The sequence below is a fragment of the Actinoplanes cyaneus genome, assembly GCF_016862095.1.
Lineage (GTDB): Bacteria > Actinomycetota > Actinomycetes > Mycobacteriales > Micromonosporaceae > Actinoplanes > Actinoplanes cyaneus.
In genome coordinates this window covers 18,312-35,038 of record NZ_BOMH01000066.1, presented here as the reverse complement: position 1 = coordinate 35,038, position 16,727 = coordinate 18,312, and the positions used below count along the sequence as shown (strand labels likewise).

The window sequence follows — 16,727 nt, the reverse complement described above, 5'->3', positions numbered from 1 at the left end:
GTGGATGTCCGGTGTCATGGATCTTGGCGATCGGCATCTGCTGAACGGCGTTACTGGATCATGAATGAGTCGCGGGGTGCCAATGCCCCGCTGACAGGTGGGCGCTCGGGGACTTCTCCAGCGCCGTTTGTGGCTGACGAAGGGCGACGCATGGCCGACGAGCAACTCAGACGCGTCTTTCCCGATCTGGACCTCGACGGCTTCTGGGAAGACAGCGAGTATGCCGAGGCAACCTATGGTGGCGGGTATCCCTCTGACGAAGTGGTCGTGTCGGTCGAGGCAGAGCTTGAGTTTCGGCTGCCAGCCTCATATGTGGCGTTGATGCGGGTGCGCAACGGCGGCATGCCGCGCAACACCTGTTGTCCGGCTCCGAGCAGAACGACCTGGGCCGAAGACCACGTCGCCCTCACCGCGATCATGGGGATTGGCCGGGAGAAGGAGTGCTCACTGGCTGGGCGATCAGGCAGCCGGTTTCTCATCGAGGAGTGGGGCTATCCGGAGATCGGCGTGTATTTCGCCGACTGTCCTTCGGCAGGCCACGACATGATCGCGTTCGACTACCGGGAATGCGGTCCCGAAGGTGAGCCGCGTGTCGTCCACGTCGATCAGGAGGTCGACTATCGGATCACCGTGCTCGCGCCAGATTTCGTCAGCTTCGTCCAAGCGCTGCGGCCGGAAAGTGACTACGACTATGACTGAGTGGCCAGCCGGGGCGATCCGACCGCCGATGGTCGGCAGTCACCGCCGGGTGCACCGGTGGCCAGCGCGGCTGGCGATCTGACCGCCGCTCCGGTCGACTTCGCCAGCCGTGGTCAGCGGGTTCACCGGCGGCTGCCGTCGGTGGACCCGGTACGTGCCGCACCGGATGAGAATCTGCTGCGACGGCTACGCGAGGCCTGAGAATCCGCCGCCTTCGCTGAGACCGGACAGTGAAGGCCGGCTGGTGCTCACCGTGGTTGTTCGGGACGAAAACCACGGTGAGCACCAGCCGGCACACGTGAGTCGCGCCGCGGCCCGGCATGGAAGCGTGGGCTGCGCCGCCTCACAGCAAGATCGACCTGCATCAGTACGCTGGAACGGTGGTCCGGTACGAGAATCCGGTTGTCCAGCAATGGCTCGCGGCGCTGCTCACCGCGCTGGAATCGACGGAGCGGCGCCTCCGCCAGCTCGGTGACGATCACTGGGCAGACTGGCTGAGGTGTGTGATCACACACGTATTGCGCGCGGTGACATCCATGGCCTCAAGCACCTGAAGCAGGCGTTCGGCGGCATGGGAAGCATCAACGATTCTTACCCGTCCGACGACGGCGACGCCGGCAAGGCGTTGGGCGCGATCTACAGGATGGCTGCTCAGCTCTTCGCCGACTTGCGTGAGGGCTGAGCCGGGCCGCAACGAGCCGGTTCTCGGCGCGGCCGAAGAGGGCGGTTCAACGGCGCAGCGCATTGCGGATGGTTTCTAGGTCGTGGATGCGTGCTGGTGGCTGCCCGCGTCCGGTGCCGTGCCAGAGCTGCGCCGCCCGGGTCGCCAGCAGCACTGTACGGAGCGGCTCGTGCTGGCTGAACTTGGCGCGCATGGCGTCGCGCATCACAGCGTTCTTGAGCTGATCCCACCGGCGTAGTTGCTCGTCGTCCAGCAGCGCGAGCTTGCGGTGCCGGCGTGCTGTGGCGCCGTCGCCGTGCGCCAGCTCGGAGCCGCTCTCCAGCGCGAACCTCTCCGCCGGCTCCGGGGCGACCAGCGCGATCTTGGCTGCTTGGAACGCGTGCTCGACGGTGCGATAGGTACGCCCGCCCAGCACGAACTGCGCTGACCAGAAGTTCGACAGCATCCGTCGCCAGTGCCGCACCCCCGCCAACTCGGTGTAGTGGGCCGCGTCCGCGACGTGCTCGTGGGCTCCCTGCCCGGGCGGCCGGTCCGCCGAGCCGGAGAAGTAGTACAAGCGATCCTCGGACGTGGTCACGGCCGGCAGACTACGACCGGGGTACGACACAAAGCCGGGACCGTGTCCCCACGCGTCAGGCCGCCTCGTTCCGCTCGGCGGGGGAACGGCGGTAACGGCCCGGCGGCGTACCGAATCGGCGTTTGAAGGCGTTCGAAAAGGCGAATTCCGAGGTGTAGCCCACCGACGCCGCGACCGTCCCCAGCGGCGCGTCCGAGGACTTCAGCAGGCGCGCCGCGGTTGTCAGGCGCCACCAGGTCAGATAGGTCAGCGGTGGCTGGCCGACCAGACTGCTGAAACGCCGGGCGAACGGTGTCCGGGACAGGCCGGCCTCGGCGGCCAGGGCGGCAACGGTCCAGGGGTGAGCGGGGGAGTGGTGCATCGCCCGGAGCGCGGCGGCGATCGGCCGGTCGGTGAGCGCGGCCGGCCACCCGCCGTCCGTCGCCTGGCCCAGGTACGCCCGCAGGACATGCAACAGCAGCGTGTCGAGAAGGGCGGGAACGATCGCCTCCGTGCCGAGGCCCGGGGCGGACAGCTCCGCGGCCAGCAGGTCGGCGGTCGCTCGCACGGTGGGATGCCGGCTGAGGTACGCGGGGAGGTGGATGAGCTCCGGCAGACCGGTGAGCAGTGGATGGGCACGGTCGGCATCGAGCTCGTAGGCTCCGCACAGCACGACCGTGACCGGGTCGGTCACCGGCCGGTCCACGAGGCGCGCCACTGAGCGTGGATCGCACGGCGGGCCGTCCGGCTCGGTCAGCGGGTCGTCCGCGAGCGTGTGGCCGCGACCGTGTGGCCGCACCACCACGTCGCCGGCGGCCAGTTCGATCGGCATGGCGCCGGGTCTGGTCAGCCAGCAGGAGCCGCGCAGGATCACCTGGAATCCGGCGGCCCCCGGGACCGGTGCGAACTCCTGGGCCCACGGCGCAGCCCACTCGACCCGGGCGGAGCGCGCCTCGCCGGTCCGCATCACCGTGATCACGTCACTGAGCACGTCCATCGACCGGGACGATAGCGCAGGAAACGGGGCTCTTGAAGCATGGTCCGTCCCACCCACCCCGCATAGCGTCGTGGCGTGCGAGCGATGCGAATTCACCGGTACGGCGGTCCCGACGTGATTCAGGACGACGATGTCCCCCTGCCCGTCCCGGCGGTGGGCGAGGTTCTGGTCGAAGTCGCGGCTACGTCTTTCAATCCCTCGGACCTGGGCGTACGTCGGGGGCTGTTCCCCATCGACCTGCCGTTCACACTGTGCGGCGACGTCGCCGGGACCGTCGGCGGCACTCCCGTCATCGGCCGCGTCGTGGCGGCCGGTGCCGACTTCGTGACAGTCCCCGCGTCAGACCTGGTTCCGGCCCCGGCAACGATCCCGCTCGCTCACGCGGCCGCCATCCCGATCGCCGGGTTGACGGCATGGCAGGCGGTCTTCGATCATGCGAGGATCACCGCCGGAATGCGCGTGCTGATCAACGGTGCGGGCGGCGGCGTGGGTGGATTCGCCGTCCAGCTGGCGAAGCACGCCGGAGCGCACGTCACGGCCACCGCCTCACCGCGCAGCGCCGCGGCGGTGCGGGCCCACGGCGCGGACGAGATCGTCGACTACACGACGGCTCCGTTGCCCGCCGGCACGTTCGAGGCCGTCCTCAACCTGGTCCATGTCGAACCGTCCGGGGCCGAGGCACTGGTCGCCCTGGGCGGGACGCTCGTGTCCGTCACCGTCCCGATCGGCATCCACTTCGTGGCCCGTAACGACGTCCGGCAGCTCTCCGGGCTGGTCGCACTGATCGATGCCGGTGTGGTGAAGGTCGACATCGCCGCCGTCCGCTCGCTGACCGGCCTCGCGGACGTCCATCGTGACGCCGAGGCGGGGCTGCTGCGCGGCAAGACGATCCTCACGACGTGAGATCGATGGCGGTGTTTGGCGGTTGATCATGGCGCCTACGGTGACGGGATGACAGCAACCCGCGGCACGGCCGGACGACGTACGCGCAAGGTGGTTGTGGGGTTGATCCTGGGCTTCGGGGTCGGGGCGTGCCTGTGGGGGTCGGTCTTCGTCTACCTGAAGGCGCTGGGCGAGGGCGCGCTGCCGTCGGAGTCGCGGATTCCCGAGGTGCCGGCCGGCGCGACCGTCGTCTCGCGGGACAAGGGCTGCGGCTCCGGGGGCTGCTGGTGGGAGCTGCTGGTCGAGCCACCCGCCGGGCAGTCCCCGGAGGAGCTGGAACGACGGATGGGCCTGACCGGGATGCAGCACCGGGCGCCGACGCTGTTCGACCCCGGCTCGATCTACATCGCCACGGACACCTTCCAGGGCCGGCTGCGGATCTCCGTCGGCTACGATTGAGTCGTCTCAGCAGGCGGTGCGGAGCAGGTCGGCGCGCATGCGCGGGTCGAACGCCCGGCACGTGCCCGGCATCGTCCTCTTCGCGCGGTACATCGCCAGGTCCGCCTCTTCGAGCAGTCCCGCCGCGGTCCGGCCGGGCTCGCTGTAGGCGATGCCAACGCTGGCCCGGGTGACCACCGACCGGCCGGCGATCTCGAACGGCTCGCCGATCGCGCCGATGACGCGCTGCGCGATCTCCCACGCCTCCGCCCGGCCGCCGATCGGCTCCAGGAGCACCGCGAACTCGTCGCCGCCGAAGCGGGCGGCCATGTCGGTGTCCCGGACCGAGGCCCGGATGCGATCGGCGACCCCGCGCAGCAGCTCGTCGCCCACGGTGTGCCCGAGAGTGTCGTTGACCTGCTTGAACAGGTCCAGGTCGAGGTAGAGCAGGGCGGCCCCGCCGTTCGCGGCGAGCACCTGCTCGACGCGTCGCAGGAACAGCGCGCGGTTCGGCAGCCGGGTCAGCGGGTCGTGGTGCGCCTCGTGCATCGCGGCCTGGGTGTGCGCGCCGGTCAGCGCGAGGCTGGCCTGCTCGCTGAACGCGGCGAGGACGTCCCGGCGTTCGGATTCGCGCACGTCACCGCCGTGCCCGGCGATCACGAAGCCGCCGGCGAGCCGGTCGCCGATGTACACCGGCGCGGCGGCCAGCATGCCGTCGGAGACCGGCTCGCCCGCGTCCATCGCCCGCCGCGCGGCGTGCAGCACCGCGTCGCGGCCGGAGGTGGTGCCGCCGGAGGCCGAGGCCACGGTCAGCTTCGCCGGGTCGCCGCCGTCGTCCAGCACGAGCGCCGCGACCCCGTCGTCGAGCAGCATCCGCGCTTCGAGGGTGATCGAGTCGAGCAGTTCGCCGAGCGGGGTGCCCTGGCTCGCCGCCCGCTGCACGCGCAGCAGCGTCTCCAGCAGCCGTTCGCGGCGTTCGAGTGCCTCCAGCAGTACGAGCCGGGCTTCGGCCTCGCGTTCCCGTTCGAGCCGGAGCTGCCGTTCGGCGACGATCGTGCGCAGCCCGCGCAGGGCCAGGCCGAGCACTTTCGCCATGCCCTGCAGCATCTGGCGCTCCTCGGGCGTGAACGGCTCGCCGGCGCGGGCCACGACCAGGCGTTCGTCGTAGGCGCCGTCGAGCGCGTGCACGGTCACGAACGTGTCCCCGAGACCGGGGAACGACGACGTCTCCGTGCCCGGCCGGACCGCGGCGAACAGGGCCGGGTCGGGGGAGCGGCCCAGCCCGACGGAGGCGGCCAGGGTGTCGCCGCAGATCACGGCGGCCAGCTCCGCGTCGGTCGCCTCGGTGGCGCGCTGGACGGCGATCCGGGCGGCGCTCGGCTCGTCGCCGGCCCGGGTGATGGCGCTGAAGTACTCGCCGAGCCGCAGCATCGACCATGCAGTCATGGGGTCAGCTCACCGCGAGCGCGGCGACGGTCAGGTGATGCATGCCCTTCGCGCCCTTGTTCAGCGCGATCTCGCCGCTGGAGTAGAAACCGCCGAACGGGATCGGCTTGAGCGCGTCCCGGAGCCGCTCGGCGGCCAGGTCGGTGTTGTCCTGGCCGAGCGCGATCGGGCGTACGCAGCAGTCGAAGACCAGAACCCCGAGCGGCGCCACGCCGTCGAGGGCGTCGGCGGCGGCGCGGGCGGCGTCCGCCGCGGCGTCGACGACGGCCTCGGTGTCCTGCTCCATGAACCAGACCATCGCGCCCTCGGGCGTCTCGGCCAGACCGGAGATCGACCGCTGGTCCGTGTCGCACCCGAAGATGATGCGGATGTCCTCACCGGTGCGCCGCGCCAGCCCGAGCGGCCGGACGGTCGCGTGCAGCAGGAACGCGGCCGGGTCCGTGGCGAGTTCCGGCGCCGCACCGGTGCGCCGCAGGTAGACGTCGAGCGCGGGTTCCCCGTCCAGCTCGAAGATCTTGCCGGCCTCGCTGCGGGTCACCACCATCGGCTCGCCCGTGCGGTGCCAGCCGTGCGCCGTGCCGACCCCGAACGGCGTCTCGGAGCCGAGCGCCGCGCCGAGCACCGCGTTCTTCAGGACCCGCACCTCGGTGCCGGAGCTGAAGAACGCGTACGTCCCGGTCTGCGTCACGTCGTCGCCCGCGCACCCGCCGACCAGCGGCACCTGCGCTCCCGCCACCGAGTAGGCCCCGCGCACGACCTCCTGCTGGTCGTCGCTGCGCCCGTCGCCGAGCATCAGCAGCACCCGGTGCGGGGAGTCGACGTCCTCCAGCGCGGACGCCACGGTCTCGCCGGCCGCGTAGAGATCCATGCTGTTGTACGGCACGGCCCGCACCGACGCCTGGAAGCCGTCCCCGCCGATCGCGTTGACCACCACGCCCGACCCGCGACCGTCGACGGTGAACTCGCCGGACGTCGAGCAGCCGATCATCAGCACGTCCCCGCCGGCCGCCGCGTGCACCGCGGCCGCCATCGCCGGCGTCGAGTGCGACAGCGCCGCGAAGACGATCACCAGGCCGGCCCGGCGCCCGCCGAGGGCCTCCCGGCACGCCTGCGTTCCGGCTTCGGCCGGGTCCGCCAGCAGGCTGCGCCCCACCCCGAACCAACGCTCCATGATCGCCCCCTCGTTCGTGCCTCTTCCGGGACATTGCATCGGTCGGACCTACCGGGTCCTGAGGTTTCCTCCGGTGTTGAAGTGACGGGGCATGATGGCCGGATGGATTACGAAACCGCTGTCGGTTCCCTTTTCCAGCCCGAGGGACGCGAGGATCCATATCCCGCCTACGACGTGATCCGCGCGCACGCGCCGGCCGCCCCGGCGATGGAGAACCAGTGGTTCATCAGCAGCCACGCCCTGGTCAGCCGCCTGCTGCGGGACCCGGGCCTGCGAGTGGCGGACAAGTCGGACTACGACCAGTTCTGGCCCGCCTGGCGGGAGAACCGCGGCGTCGCCTCGGTGGTGCTGTCCATGCTGCAGACGAACCCGCCGGACCACTCCCGGGTGCGCCGGGCGGCCGCGTCGACGTTCACCGCCCGCCGGGTCGCCGCGATGCGGGAGGTCATCGCCGCGCAGGCCGGCGAGCTGATCGACGAGATGCCGGCCGAGGCCGACTTCATGAGCGCGTTCGCGTACCCGCTGCCGATCGGCGTGATCTGCGCGCTGCTCGGCATCCCGGAAGGCGAGCGCCGGTGGTTCCGCCAGCGGGCCGCGGACCTGACAGTGGTGCTGGAGCCGATCAGCACCGAGGAGGAGATGGGGCGCGCCGACAAGGCCGGGCGCGAGCTCGAGGCGTACTTCACAGGTCTGATCGCCGACCGCCGGCACACCCCGCGCGAGGACCTGACGAGCGCGCTCGTCGAGGCCTCCGACGCCGACGACGCCGTGCTCACCGGGGAGGAACTGCTGGCGAACCTGGTGCTGCTGCTCGTCGCCGGCTTCGAGACGACCACGAACCTGCTCGGCACCGGCCTGAAGATCCTGATGGACCACCCGGAGCAGGCTGATCGGTTGCGGACAGATCCGTCACTGGCGCCGAACGTCGTCGAGGAGATCCTGCGGTACGACTCGCCGGTGCAGCTCACGTCACGCTTCGCGACCGCCCCGCTGGATCTCGACGGGGTGGAGGTCGCCGCCGGGGCCATGATGACGATGCTGCTCGGCGCGGCGAACCGGGACCCGGCGCGGTACCCGGACCCGCACCGGTTCGACCCGGACCGCCCTAACATCCAGCCGGTCTCGTTCGGCGGCGGCGCGCACTACTGCCTCGGCGCACCGCTCGCCCGCCTCGAAGCGCAGGTCGCGTTCCCACTGCTCCTGAACCGGCTGCCGGGGCTCGCGCCGGCCGGGAACCCGGTCCGCCGCGATCGGCTGACGCTGCGCGGTTACTCGTCGCTGCCGATCACCACGTCCTGATCACAGCTTCGGCTTGAGGGTGGTGGAGAAGAACTCCAGGAAGCCGTCCGGGTCCGGGCCCGCGTTCTGCAGGACCAGGTGATCGAAACCAGCCTCGGCATAGGTTTTCACCGCATCCAGGTAGGGCTGCGGGTCCGGGCCACAGACGAACTGCTGCTGTACGTCCTCGAGCCGCACCGTCTCCGACGCGGCGTCGAAGTTGACCGGGTTGGGCAGCTCCGCCATCACCTTCCACCCGCTCAACGACCAGCGGGACGTCCGGTGCGCCTCCTTCGCGGCGGCCTCCACGGTCGGCGCCCAGGCCATCGGGACCTCCGCGTACTTCGGGCCGCCCCCGGTGTACGCCTCGACGAGATCCTTGCGCGGCTCGGTCGCGAACAGCCCGGTGCCGTGCGTCGACGCGAGCTCGGCCGCCTTCTTGCCGCCCGCCGCCACCGCGATCACCGGCAGCGTCTCCGGCAGGTCGAACACCCGCGCGTCATCCAGCTGAAGATACTTCCCCTGGTACGACCGGTAGCCGCCCTGCCACAGCAGATTGATGATGTCGAGCGCCTCGATCAGCATCTCGTGCCGCACCGACACGCTCGGCCAGCCCTGCCCGGTGACGTGCTCGTTCAACCGTTCGCCGGAACCGATCCCGAGCGTGAACCGGTCGTCCGAGATGATCGCGAGCGTCGCCGCGGCCTGCGCGATGATCGCCGGGTGGTAGCGCACGGTCGGGCAGGTCACGCCGGTCGCCAGACCGAGCCGCTCGGTGCGCGCGGCGATGGCGCTGAGCACGTTCCACGCGTACGGCGAATGGCCCTGTTCCTCGAGCCACGGGTGGAAGTGGTCGCTGATCTCGACGAAGTCGAACCCGGCCTGCTCGGCGGCGACCGCCTGCCGGATCAGTTCCTTGGGACCGAAGCCCTCGGCCATGAGTTTGTATCCGAATCGCATGCCGAGGAGCTTCCCGGGGGCCCGCCGGTCAAACGTCCCGGCGGGCCGCGGGCATCAGTCGCGTTCCAGGACGACGACCGGGATCTCCCGGTCGGTCCTCTTGGTGTACTCGTCGTAGTCCGGCCAGACCTCGACCATCTTCGCCCACATCTCCGGCTTCTCGTCCGGGGTCGCGACGCGCGCCGTGGCGGGGAAACGGTCACCCTTGATCTGGACCTCGACGTGCGGGTCCGCGCTGAGGTTCACGAACCACGCGGGCGGGGCCTCGGCGCCACCCTTGGACGCGACCACCAGGTACGCCCCGTTGTGCTCGCGGAAGATCAGCGCGTGGGACCGCTCCTCGCCGGACTTGCGCCCCTTCGTGAACAGGATCAGGATCTCCGTCCCGTTCTGCCAGTGGAAGCCGTCCTCGCCGTCGGTCTCCAGGTATCGCTGGACGTGCGGCGGGCCATGCAGTTCGATCGCAGAAACCATGCCGCCAACCTACAACGATCGTGGTCCTCTCGCCCGATATGGCCGCTTCCGCGCCCCGTCGCGACCTGAGCATTTCCGGCCGGCCGAACCGGATGGCAACCAAGCTGCACTCGTCCCGGCCGGCGATCGTCCGAACGGAAGGGCATGACCGACACCATGGTGGTTGAGCTGGGACTGCAGGCCATGACGATCGCGGCGAAGCTGTCCGCGCCCGTCCTGCTGACCGCGCTCGCGGTCGGGTTCGCGATCTCGCTCTTCCAGTCGGTGACGCAGATCCAGGAGGCGACGCTCTCGTTCGTGCCGAAGGCGATCGCGATCGGCGCGGTCCTGCTGTTCTGCGGCAACTGGATGCTGCACCAGATGATGACGTTCACGACCCAGTTGTTCGAGCGCGTCCCCGACCTGCTGCGCTGACCCGCCGCCTCCCGCGAGCTCGCTTCCGTGCCGGCTCGCGCCGACGCGACGTGCTCTGCCCGCACCTGGTTCTGTCTCCGGCACCCGCTGCGTTTTAAATGGCTGGACGGGCCTGCGAGGATCGCGGCATGCGCAAGATACCGACGCTGTTCCGCCGTGACCCCGAGGACCGCAAGCGGGTGCTGCCCGACGCCAACCCCGAGTGTGCCTGGGTGCTGGCCGGCGAGGGCGTCGCGACCAGGAAGTACGACGGGACGTGCGTGCTCCTCGACGAGGACGGCGTGTGGTGGGCCCGCCGCGAGGTCCGCCCCGGGCGCACCCGGCCACCCGGTTACCGCCCGGTCATGACCGACCAGAACACCGGCAAGACCGTCGGCTGGGAACCGATCGCGCAGTCGTCCTACGCGACCTGCCACGTCGAGGCGGTCGCCCGGTCCACCTCGTGGACGCCCGGGACGTACGAGCTGATCGGCCCGAAGATCAACGGCAATCCGGAGCGTACGGGTGGTCACGAGCTCGTGCCGCACGCCGCGGCCGAGCGCTTCGACGTCCCGCGTGACCTGGACGGACTGCGGGAGTGGATCCTGGCCCACCCGCAGTACGAGGGCATCGTCTGGCACCACCCGGACGGCCGCCGCGCCAAACTCAAGCACCGCGACTTCGCCTGATTCGGCGGTCCCTGCTCGGCGGGTCTATGCCGCGGTGATCTGCTGCATGAGACCGAGCATGTCGGGGGAGACCCATTCCTCGGCGATCCGGTCGCCCTCGAAGCGGTAGATCTCGACGCTGGTGAAGCTGACCGGCCGGTGCGTCGCCGGGATGCCCTGGAACTCGCCGTCGTGGGTGCCGCTGAAGCGCAGCCGCACCGCGACCCGGTCGCCGGCGCCGAAGATGTCGGCGATCTCGATGCGCAGGTCGGGAAAACCCTGCCACATCGCCTGCACTCCCAGCGTCCAGATCTCCCGGCCGTGCAGCGGCTCGGGCAGGCCGGGCAGGTTGGCGATGAAATCCTCGGTGAGCAGCTCGGCGCTCGCTGCCAGCTCACCGGCCTGCACCAGCTCGAAGCCGCGGCGCAACAGGTCGGCGTTCTTCTCGGGGGTCATGTCGGGTGTTCCCCTCTCCGGTCGGCTAATCTGAGACCATGGTACATGATGAACCTGGTACATCATCTCCGCGAGACGCCCTCAACAGTCTTTTCGCCGCGTCGGTGGCCGTGGGGGAGGACATGGCGCGCGGGCTCGAGGCGCGCGGGCTCACCCGCACCCGGGCGACCGCCCTGTGGACGATGGCCCGCCACGACCCGCTCACGCAGCGGGAGGTGGCCGACCTGCTGGGTGTCACCCCGCGCAACGTCACCAAGCTGGTCGACGCGCTCGAGCGGGACGGCTTCGTCACCCGCACCGCGCACGCCGGCGACCGTCGCGCGGTGCTGGTGCTGCTGACCGCCAAGGGCAAGGCCGCCGCGGAACTGATGGACACCGAGGCGGACGCCTTCGCCCGGGACCTCTTCGGCGACCTCCCGCCGGCTGATCTGGCTACCCTGGTGCGCGTGCTGACCTCGGTCACCGACCGGATCGGCCGGGCCGAGCCGCCGAGCTGAGACCCGGACGGGCGCTCCACGGCCCGGTGGGCCCCCGGCCGCTCACGGCTGTGACATCATTCGATCATGTCGATGCCTTCGCTCAACCGCCGTAGTGTGCTCGCCGCGATCGGGGCGGTCGCGATCCCCTCGGTGGTCACCGCGGGCGCCCGGCCGGCCCTCGCGGCCGGGGACGTCTACCCGTCGAACACCGCGCTGTACGCGGATCCCGCCCTCAGCGAAGGCGTGGACTACGCCCGCCGGTTCCAGCGCCTGGCCGCCGCGGAGGACAGCGGGGCGTTCCCCGACACGGCGATCATCGCGCTGCACGGCGGCGGCATCGAACCCGGCACCTCCGAGCTGTGCCTCGCGATCGCGGGTTACCACCCGGCGAGCCGGGCGGTGACCGGTGCGCCGGTCTACGACTACTGGATGTTCGAGGGCATCAAGGCGTCCGGAAACTCCAAGTTGCACGTCACGTCGGTGCACTGCGACGACCCGGTCGCGGTGGCGCTGGTCGCCGGCAGCCCGCCGGACGGTGTCGCTGCACGGTTGCTCACCCACCGAGGCGGGTCTGCCGTCCACCACCGCGGCTGTGCTGGTCGGCGGCCTCGACAGCGGGCTCAGGGCCAAGGCGGTGGCGGCGCTCCGGGTGGCTTTCGCGAACACCGACGTCCAGGTGCGCGACGCGGCCGGAACGCCGGACCTCAACGGCGACGAGCCCGGCAACATCGTCAACCGCAACCTGCGCGGGGCCGGGCTGCAACTGGAGCTGACCACGCCGCTGCGCGACCGGATGTTCCTCACCAACACCCGCAAGGACCGCGGATCGACCGTCCTGCAGCCCTTCACGGACTTCGTCACCGCGACCCGGGCGGCCCTCGCCGGCTGACCACGAGCCCGCTGGCCCTGACCCCGGGCCCGGCTGGTCCTCGCGCGTCCTGCCTGGCCGGCTCCCGGGTCAGCCCGGGCTCACTTGCGCGCCACCCACAATCGGTGGCGATCCGGCCGCCGAACCCGACGACCGGGTCCGGGTCTCCACGTGCTGGCCGTAGAACGTCCCGGCCAGCACCAGCGCGATGCCGGCCACCGCGACCGGCGTCAGGTGGTCGCCGGCCAGCAGCACCCCGAACAGCACCGCCCAGACCGGCTCGGTGCCGAGCAGCAGGCTCGCGCGGGAGGCCGACGTGCGGCGGATCGCCCACAGTTGCACCACGAACGCGAAGACGCTGCAGCCCAGCGCCAGGTAGGCGACGGCAGCCCACTGGCCCGGCCCGTAGGACAACGGGACGGCGATCAGCGCCGGCGCGAACAGCACCGCCCCGGTCAGGGTCTGCAGAGCGGTCAGGATCCCCGAGTTGTACGGGCGGTCGCGCGTCAGGTGCGCCGACAGCGTCACGTGGATCGCCCGGATCACGGCGGCACCGAGCATCAACGCGTCCCCGATCGACGGCGCCCGCAGGCCCGGCCCGGCCACCAGCAGGATCACGCCCAGCGTCGCCGTGGCCGCCGCCAGGAAGAACGAGCGGGGCAGCCAGCGTCGCGAGACGAGACCCTCCAGAATCGGCGTGAGCAGGATCGTCAGGCTGATCAGCACGCCGGCGTTCGTGGCGCTGGTGTGCGCGACGCCGTACGTCTCCATCAGCAGGACCGACGCCTGGGTGACGCCCAGCAGCACGCCGGTGCCCAGCTCGGGCCGGGTGGGCCGCCGCAGGGCGAGAAGCGGCAGCATCGCGATCGCCGAGATCAGGTACCGGAGGGCGAGCAGGACGAGCACGCCGCCGGCGACCGTGAGGGTCTTCGCGGTCAGGTAGCTGCTGCCCCAGACGATGGCGACGGCCAGCAGGAGCAGGTCACCGATACGGGTTGTCGACACAGGCCGAGCGTCGGGGACACCGATCCGGTAGACAAGAGGCCAGCCGCTGAATCGACGATGTAGTGAGGCCTGATGGATCCGCACCACCTGCGCCTGTTACGCGAGCTGGGGGACCGGGGGAGCGTGGCCGCCGTCGCCCGCGCGCTGCACATCACGCCGTCAGCGGTGTCCCAGCAGTTGAACACGCTGCAGCGCTCGGCGCGGGTGCCACTGACCGAGCGCAGCGGCCGCCGCCTCGTGCTGACCGCCGCCGGTCGCGCCCTGGCGGCCGCCGCGGTCGAGGTGATGACCGCTCTCGACCGGGCGGACCGGGCCGTCGGCGCCTACCTCGACGACCCGTCGGCGCCGGTCACCGTCTGTGCCTTCCACAGCGCCGCCCTCACCTGGTTCCCGCGGCTGGTGCGGCGGGCGGCGAATGTGCGGTGCTCGGACGAGGACGTCGCGCAGACCGACTTCCCGAGCCTGGTCGGGGACTACGACCTGGTCGTCGCGCACCGGCTCGCCCAGCACCCGCCGTGGCCCGCCGACCGGGTGACGGTGGTGCCGTTGATCCACGAGCCGATCTACGTGGCGATGGCCGCGGACTCGCCCCTGGCCGCACAGGCCCGGCTCACCCCCGCGGAGGTGGCCGGGCAGCCGTGGATCAGCACCCACGAGGGCTTCCCGGTCGGCGGGGCGATGACCGCGATCGCGGCCGCCGCGGGGCGTCCGCTCGACATCGTGCACCGGATCAACGAGTTCACCGTCGTCGCGTCGATGGTCGCGGCCGGCGCGGGGCTGGCGCTGCTGCCCGGCCACACCAGCGTGCCGGACCCGCGCCTGGTCCTGCGGCCGATCGACGGTCTGCCCGCCGGCCGCTTCGTCGACGTGCTCACCCGCCCCGAGACACTGCACCGGGCCGCCGTCCGGGCCGTCCTCGACGCACTGCGGGAGATCAGCCGTGGCGGTGGTGCTTCTTGACGAACGTGTAGCCGGGCGCCAGCGCGTCCTCGTCGATCTGATCGTTCTCCACCGCGCGCAGGTAGGCGGCCATCTGCTTCTCCGACGGCTGGGCGCCGGGCGGCAGTTTCCGGACGAACCCCTTCACCCAGTGCTCGCGCCGGTCCGCGTGCTCGCCGTCCTCGTCGTCGGGCTCGCTCGGATGCGGCGCCGGGTCCACCAGCGGAGCGTAGAACAGCAGGTCGACCGGCTCCTCCCCGTCGACCAGGGGGTATGACGGATGCCCCGCGGCGTCGACGCTGCCGGCCACCCGCGTGATGTAGCCCTCGCGGATCAGCTGGTCGACGGCGTTCTTCAACAGGAACGCGCCCTTCTGCCCGCGGCCCAGCCCGGCCCGCTTGGCGAGGAACTCCTCGGGGAACACCGCGCTGCCGTCGTCGAACACCCGGCCGAGCTTGCGGATCGCCTTCAGCACCTGCCCGCGATTCGACGGACGCGGGTCGAAATCCCTGGTCACGGCCTTCGGATCGTACTCGTGGTAGTAGTTGACCCCGTCGATGCGCAGCGGATCCTCCAGCACCTTGGTGCGCATCACCACCGCGTCCCGGCCCTGCTGCCACGAGATCGTCACGAACATGCCGCTCTGAATGCCGGTCGGCCAGGCGATCCCGGTCAGCTGCCACTCGACGTCCTGCTCCAGCGTGGCCTCGAAGACCTCCCGCATCGGGGTGACCCCCTTGATCCGGTGCTCCAGCACGACCATCACCGGCCCCTGCCCGCCGAGCGCCTCGGCGAGCTCCTCCGGAACGGCGCACACCGATCCTTCGAGCTCGGCCCGCCGCAGCGTGATCCGCCGAGTCACCGTCCGCATGTACCCTCCCGTCACCGCAGGTCAGACAACGATGCTCGCACGCCCGCCGACTCCCGCCCGCAGTCCGGTGCCCATACCCCCGATCATCGGGTACGGCCGTTGCCGTCCCGAGCCGAGCTTTGCTGCCCGGTCAACCGGCGGCGCTGTCGTCGCCCGCGGCGTACCCGGCGAGTCTCGTGGCGAGTCCGGCGACCAGGGTGCGCAGCTCGGGCGGGTGCTCGATGACGAACGGGCGGTCCAGGGAGGCGAGCACCGCCGGCACCCAGTCCAGGCTCTCCACCCGCATGTCGATGTGGAGCCAGGGGCCGTCCGTCGAGCGGATCACCGCGAGGCTGGCCGGCAGACGCGTGCGGAGCTGGGCCGGGGTGGCCCGGACGCGCAGCCGGACCTCGTGCCGGTAGCCGGCCGTGGCGAAACCGATGAGCAGGCTCTCCGCGGCGTCGTAGCCGGCCGGCGGTGGGTCGAACGAGCCGGGCAGCGCACGGACTCCGGTGATGCGGTCCAGCCGGAACGATCGTCGCTCGCCGGCGGCAGGATCGAAACCGGTCACGTACCACCGGCCGCGGTGCACGACGACGCCGTACGGGAAGAAGGTCCTCTCGTCGAGGCGGACCGGTTGATGATCGCGGACCGCGGCCGCCAGCGGCAGAAGGATCGCGCCGTCGGGCGCCTCGGTGCTCGGCGAGGTGGATTCGAGGGTGTCGTGGAGGGCGTCGAGCCGGGCGGGCAGGACGCGGCGCAGCTTGGCCGCCGCGGTCTGGGCGGCAGTGCCCGACCGGCCGGTCAGCCCGAGCAGAACGGCCACGGCCTCGTCGTCGCCGAACATCAGCGGCGGCAGCCGGTGACCGCGCGCCAGCCGGTACCCGCCGTAGCGCCCCCGCACCGACTCGACGGGAATGTCCAGGTCGACGAGGTGCTGGACGTAACGGCGGACCGTCCGGGCGTCGACGCCCAGCCGCTCGGCGAGGTCGGCGAGCGTGCGCACCCCGCCGGACTGCAGCAGCTCCAGCAGGGTCAGCACGCGAGCGGTGGGCCGGGTCACGTCCGCCACAATAGTGGGCGGATTCTGTCCAGTATCGTGGCTAGCGTCGCCGGCATGAACTTCGTCTCCACCCGAGTCGTCACCGGCGACGTCGCCCGCCTCATCGCGTTCTACGAGCAGATCACCGGCATCCCGGCGCAGAGCTTCACGCCCGAGTTCGCCGAGATCACCACCGGGAAGGCGACGCTGGCCATCGCCGGCGCGTCAACGGTCCCCGGCTTCGTCCGCCCGGACGAGAAGATCCTCGAATTCCTGGTCGACGACGTCGACGCGATCGAGGCCGAGCCGGTCATGCCGCCGACGACGATGCCGTGGGGCAACCGGTCGATGCTGGTCCGTGACCCCGACGGAACCCTGGTCAACCTCTTCACCCCGGTCACGCCGGAAGCGAAACGCAAGTTCGGTCTCTGAAACAGTGGCGAG

21 protein-coding genes and 1 pseudogene are annotated in these 16,727 nt (G+C 71.1%); 12 read left to right on the top strand and 10 right to left on the bottom strand.

What is annotated here, in order from left to right; genetic code table 11:
* The first annotated feature begins 150 nt into the window (after positions 1–150).
* Together Acy02nite_RS37625 and Acy02nite_RS37620 are read left to right on the top strand one after the other, a co-directional pair.
* The gene (locus Acy02nite_RS37625; RefSeq protein ID WP_203752489.1) at positions 151–699 is read left to right on the top strand and encodes an SMI1/KNR4 family protein; all 549 of its coding nucleotides are present in this window, start codon (positions 151–153) and stop codon (positions 697–699) included.
* Between the two features lie 499 nt (positions 700–1,198).
* Entirely contained in the window at positions 1,199–1,381 is a 183-nt protein-coding gene (locus tag Acy02nite_RS37620; RefSeq protein WP_203752486.1) for a DUF6966 domain-containing protein, read from the top strand.
* A gap of 46 nt (positions 1,382–1,427) precedes the next feature.
* On the opposite strand, the gene Acy02nite_RS37615 is transcribed toward Acy02nite_RS37620, so the two are convergent.
* Entirely contained in the window at positions 1,428–1,958 is a 531-nt protein-coding gene (locus Acy02nite_RS37615; protein WP_203752483.1) for an NADAR family protein, read from the bottom strand.
* Positions 1,959–2,013: 55 nt separating this feature from the next.
* Positions 2,014–2,934, bottom strand: a complete 921-nt coding sequence (locus tag Acy02nite_RS37610) for an AraC family transcriptional regulator (RefSeq protein WP_203752480.1) — start codon at positions 2,932–2,934, stop codon at positions 2,014–2,016.
* A gap of 84 nt (positions 2,935–3,018) precedes the next feature.
* Between Acy02nite_RS37610 and Acy02nite_RS37605 the strand changes: the two genes are divergently transcribed.
* Positions 3,019–3,837 carry an NADP-dependent oxidoreductase gene (locus tag Acy02nite_RS37605; protein ID WP_203752667.1) on the top strand — a complete coding sequence of 273 codons (819 nt, stop codon included), beginning with the start codon at positions 3,019–3,021 and terminating at the stop codon, positions 3,835–3,837.
* Between the two features lie 48 nt (positions 3,838–3,885).
* Positions 3,886–4,275, top strand: a complete 390-nt coding sequence (locus Acy02nite_RS37600) for a hypothetical protein (RefSeq protein ID WP_203752477.1) — start codon at positions 3,886–3,888, stop codon at positions 4,273–4,275.
* A 6-nt stretch (positions 4,276–4,281) separates the two neighbouring features.
* On the opposite strand, the gene Acy02nite_RS37595 is transcribed toward Acy02nite_RS37600, so the two are convergent.
* On the bottom strand, positions 4,282–5,700 hold the full coding sequence (locus Acy02nite_RS37595; RefSeq protein ID WP_203752474.1) for a GGDEF domain-containing protein: 1,419 nt from the start codon (positions 5,698–5,700) through the stop codon (positions 4,282–4,284).
* 4 nt (positions 5,701–5,704) lie between these two features.
* Positions 5,705–6,871, bottom strand: coding sequence for an FIST signal transduction protein (locus Acy02nite_RS37590; protein WP_203752471.1), 1,167 nt, complete (start codon positions 6,869–6,871; stop codon positions 5,705–5,707).
* Positions 6,872–6,973: 102 nt separating this feature from the next.
* On the opposite strand from Acy02nite_RS37590, the gene Acy02nite_RS37585 reads away from it, so the two are divergent.
* Positions 6,974–8,170, top strand: a complete 1,197-nt coding sequence (locus tag Acy02nite_RS37585) for a cytochrome P450 (RefSeq protein WP_203752468.1) — start codon at positions 6,974–6,976, stop codon at positions 8,168–8,170.
* Here the strand turns inward: Acy02nite_RS37585 and Acy02nite_RS37580 are convergent, their stop codons facing one another.
* Together Acy02nite_RS37580 and Acy02nite_RS37575 are read right to left on the bottom strand one after the other, a co-directional pair.
* Positions 8,171–9,109 carry a TIGR03557 family F420-dependent LLM class oxidoreductase gene (locus Acy02nite_RS37580; RefSeq protein ID WP_203752465.1) on the bottom strand — a complete coding sequence of 313 codons (939 nt, stop codon included), beginning with the start codon at positions 9,107–9,109 and terminating at the stop codon, positions 8,171–8,173.
* Positions 9,110–9,163: 54 nt separating this feature from the next.
* Complete coding sequence (locus Acy02nite_RS37575) at positions 9,164–9,583, bottom strand: nitroreductase family deazaflavin-dependent oxidoreductase (RefSeq protein WP_203752462.1); 420 nt, start codon at positions 9,581–9,583, stop codon at positions 9,164–9,166.
* A 144-nt stretch (positions 9,584–9,727) separates the two neighbouring features.
* Between Acy02nite_RS37575 and fliQ the strand changes: the two genes are divergently transcribed.
* Positions 9,728–9,997 (top strand): flagellar biosynthesis protein FliQ, encoded by a 270-nt coding sequence (gene fliQ, locus Acy02nite_RS37570; RefSeq protein WP_203752459.1) that lies wholly within the window; start codon positions 9,728–9,730, stop codon positions 9,995–9,997.
* Between the two features lie 128 nt (positions 9,998–10,125).
* Positions 10,126–10,665: an RNA ligase 1 family protein gene (locus Acy02nite_RS37565; RefSeq protein WP_203752456.1), complete on the top strand. Its 540-nt coding sequence runs from the start codon at positions 10,126–10,128 to the stop codon at positions 10,663–10,665.
* Between the two features lie 24 nt (positions 10,666–10,689).
* Here the strand turns inward: Acy02nite_RS37565 and Acy02nite_RS37560 are convergent, their stop codons facing one another.
* Positions 10,690–11,100 (bottom strand): ester cyclase, encoded by a 411-nt coding sequence (locus tag Acy02nite_RS37560; RefSeq protein WP_203752453.1) that lies wholly within the window; start codon positions 11,098–11,100, stop codon positions 10,690–10,692.
* Positions 11,101–11,222: 122 nt separating this feature from the next.
* Between Acy02nite_RS37560 and Acy02nite_RS37555 the strand changes: the two genes are divergently transcribed.
* The 3 genes and pseudogenes from Acy02nite_RS37555 (at position 11,223) to Acy02nite_RS47340 (ending at position 12,468) form a co-directional block, all read left to right on the top strand.
* Entirely contained in the window at positions 11,223–11,597 is a 375-nt protein-coding gene (locus tag Acy02nite_RS37555) for a MarR family winged helix-turn-helix transcriptional regulator (protein ID WP_203752450.1), read from the top strand.
* A gap of 66 nt (positions 11,598–11,663) precedes the next feature.
* Positions 11,664–12,086 (top strand): annotated as a pseudogene (locus Acy02nite_RS47650) (poly-gamma-glutamate hydrolase family protein); the annotation flags it as partial.
* Positions 11,986–12,468: a poly-gamma-glutamate hydrolase family protein gene (locus tag Acy02nite_RS47340; RefSeq protein ID WP_264653413.1), complete on the top strand. Its 483-nt coding sequence runs from the start codon at positions 11,986–11,988 to the stop codon at positions 12,466–12,468. The pseudogene Acy02nite_RS47650 and the gene Acy02nite_RS47340, both read left to right, overlap by 101 nt.
* Positions 12,469–12,537: 69 nt before the next feature.
* Here Acy02nite_RS47340 and Acy02nite_RS37540 read toward each other — a convergent pair whose 3' ends face one another.
* Entirely contained in the window at positions 12,538–13,452 is a 915-nt protein-coding gene (locus Acy02nite_RS37540) for a DMT family transporter (protein ID WP_239175550.1), read from the bottom strand.
* A gap of 72 nt (positions 13,453–13,524) precedes the next feature.
* Between Acy02nite_RS37540 and Acy02nite_RS37535 the strand changes: the two genes are divergently transcribed.
* Complete coding sequence (locus Acy02nite_RS37535; RefSeq protein WP_203752444.1) at positions 13,525–14,412, top strand: LysR family transcriptional regulator; 888 nt, start codon at positions 13,525–13,527, stop codon at positions 14,410–14,412.
* Here Acy02nite_RS37535 and Acy02nite_RS37530 read toward each other — a convergent pair.
* Positions 14,387–15,262, bottom strand: coding sequence for a hypothetical protein (locus Acy02nite_RS37530; protein WP_203752441.1), 876 nt, complete (start codon positions 15,260–15,262; stop codon positions 14,387–14,389). The two genes, Acy02nite_RS37535 and Acy02nite_RS37530, sit on opposite strands and share 26 nt — an antisense overlap.
* Positions 15,263–15,392: 130 nt before the next feature.
* Positions 15,393–16,304 (bottom strand): helix-turn-helix transcriptional regulator, encoded by a 912-nt coding sequence (locus Acy02nite_RS37525; RefSeq protein ID WP_203752438.1) that lies wholly within the window; start codon positions 16,302–16,304, stop codon positions 15,393–15,395.
* Positions 16,305–16,358: 54 nt separating this feature from the next.
* On the opposite strand from Acy02nite_RS37525, the gene Acy02nite_RS37520 reads away from it, so the two are divergent.
* Positions 16,359–16,715 (top strand): VOC family protein, encoded by a 357-nt coding sequence (locus Acy02nite_RS37520; RefSeq protein WP_203752435.1) that lies wholly within the window; start codon positions 16,359–16,361, stop codon positions 16,713–16,715.
* Positions 16,716–16,727 lie beyond the last annotated feature (12 nt).

What these genes read in the sequence shown, in the direction of transcription:
- Acy02nite_RS37575 (WP_203752462.1), bottom strand. Translation starts at nt 9,583, where the DNA reads ATGGTTTCTGCGATCGAACTGCATGGCCCGCCGCACGTCCAGCGATAC.
- Acy02nite_RS37560 (WP_203752453.1), bottom strand. Translation starts at nt 11,100, where the DNA reads ATGACCCCCGAGAAGAACGCCGACCTGTTGCGCCGCGGCTTCGAGCTG.
- Acy02nite_RS37595 (WP_203752474.1), bottom strand. Translation starts at nt 5,700, where the DNA reads ATGACTGCATGGTCGATGCTGCGGCTCGGCGAGTACTTCAGCGCCATC.
- Acy02nite_RS37610 (WP_203752480.1), bottom strand. Translation starts at nt 2,934, where the DNA reads ATGGACGTGCTCAGTGACGTGATCACGGTGATGCGGACCGGCGAGGCG.
- Acy02nite_RS37625 (WP_203752489.1), top strand. Translation starts at nt 151, where the DNA reads ATGGCCGACGAGCAACTCAGACGCGTCTTTCCCGATCTGGACCTCGAC.
- Acy02nite_RS37555 (WP_203752450.1), top strand. Translation starts at nt 11,223, where the DNA reads ATGGCGCGCGGGCTCGAGGCGCGCGGGCTCACCCGCACCCGGGCGACC.
- Acy02nite_RS37585 (WP_203752468.1), top strand. Translation starts at nt 6,974, where the DNA reads ATGGATTACGAAACCGCTGTCGGTTCCCTTTTCCAGCCCGAGGGACGC.
- Acy02nite_RS37530 (WP_203752441.1), bottom strand. Translation starts at nt 15,262, where the DNA reads ATGCGGACGGTGACTCGGCGGATCACGCTGCGGCGGGCCGAGCTCGAA.
- Acy02nite_RS37590 (WP_203752471.1), bottom strand. Translation starts at nt 6,871, where the DNA reads ATGGAGCGTTGGTTCGGGGTGGGGCGCAGCCTGCTGGCGGACCCGGCC.
- Acy02nite_RS37605 (WP_203752667.1), top strand. Translation starts at nt 3,019, where the DNA reads ATGCGAATTCACCGGTACGGCGGTCCCGACGTGATTCAGGACGACGAT.
- Acy02nite_RS37565 (WP_203752456.1), top strand. Translation starts at nt 10,126, where the DNA reads ATGCGCAAGATACCGACGCTGTTCCGCCGTGACCCCGAGGACCGCAAG.
- fliQ (WP_203752459.1), top strand. Translation starts at nt 9,728, where the DNA reads ATGACCGACACCATGGTGGTTGAGCTGGGACTGCAGGCCATGACGATC.
- Acy02nite_RS37600 (WP_203752477.1), top strand. Translation starts at nt 3,886, where the DNA reads ATGACAGCAACCCGCGGCACGGCCGGACGACGTACGCGCAAGGTGGTT.
- Acy02nite_RS37520 (WP_203752435.1), top strand. Translation starts at nt 16,359, where the DNA reads ATGAACTTCGTCTCCACCCGAGTCGTCACCGGCGACGTCGCCCGCCTC.
- Acy02nite_RS37580 (WP_203752465.1), bottom strand. Translation starts at nt 9,109, where the DNA reads ATGCGATTCGGATACAAACTCATGGCCGAGGGCTTCGGTCCCAAGGAA.
- Acy02nite_RS37535 (WP_203752444.1), top strand. Translation starts at nt 13,525, where the DNA reads ATGGATCCGCACCACCTGCGCCTGTTACGCGAGCTGGGGGACCGGGGG.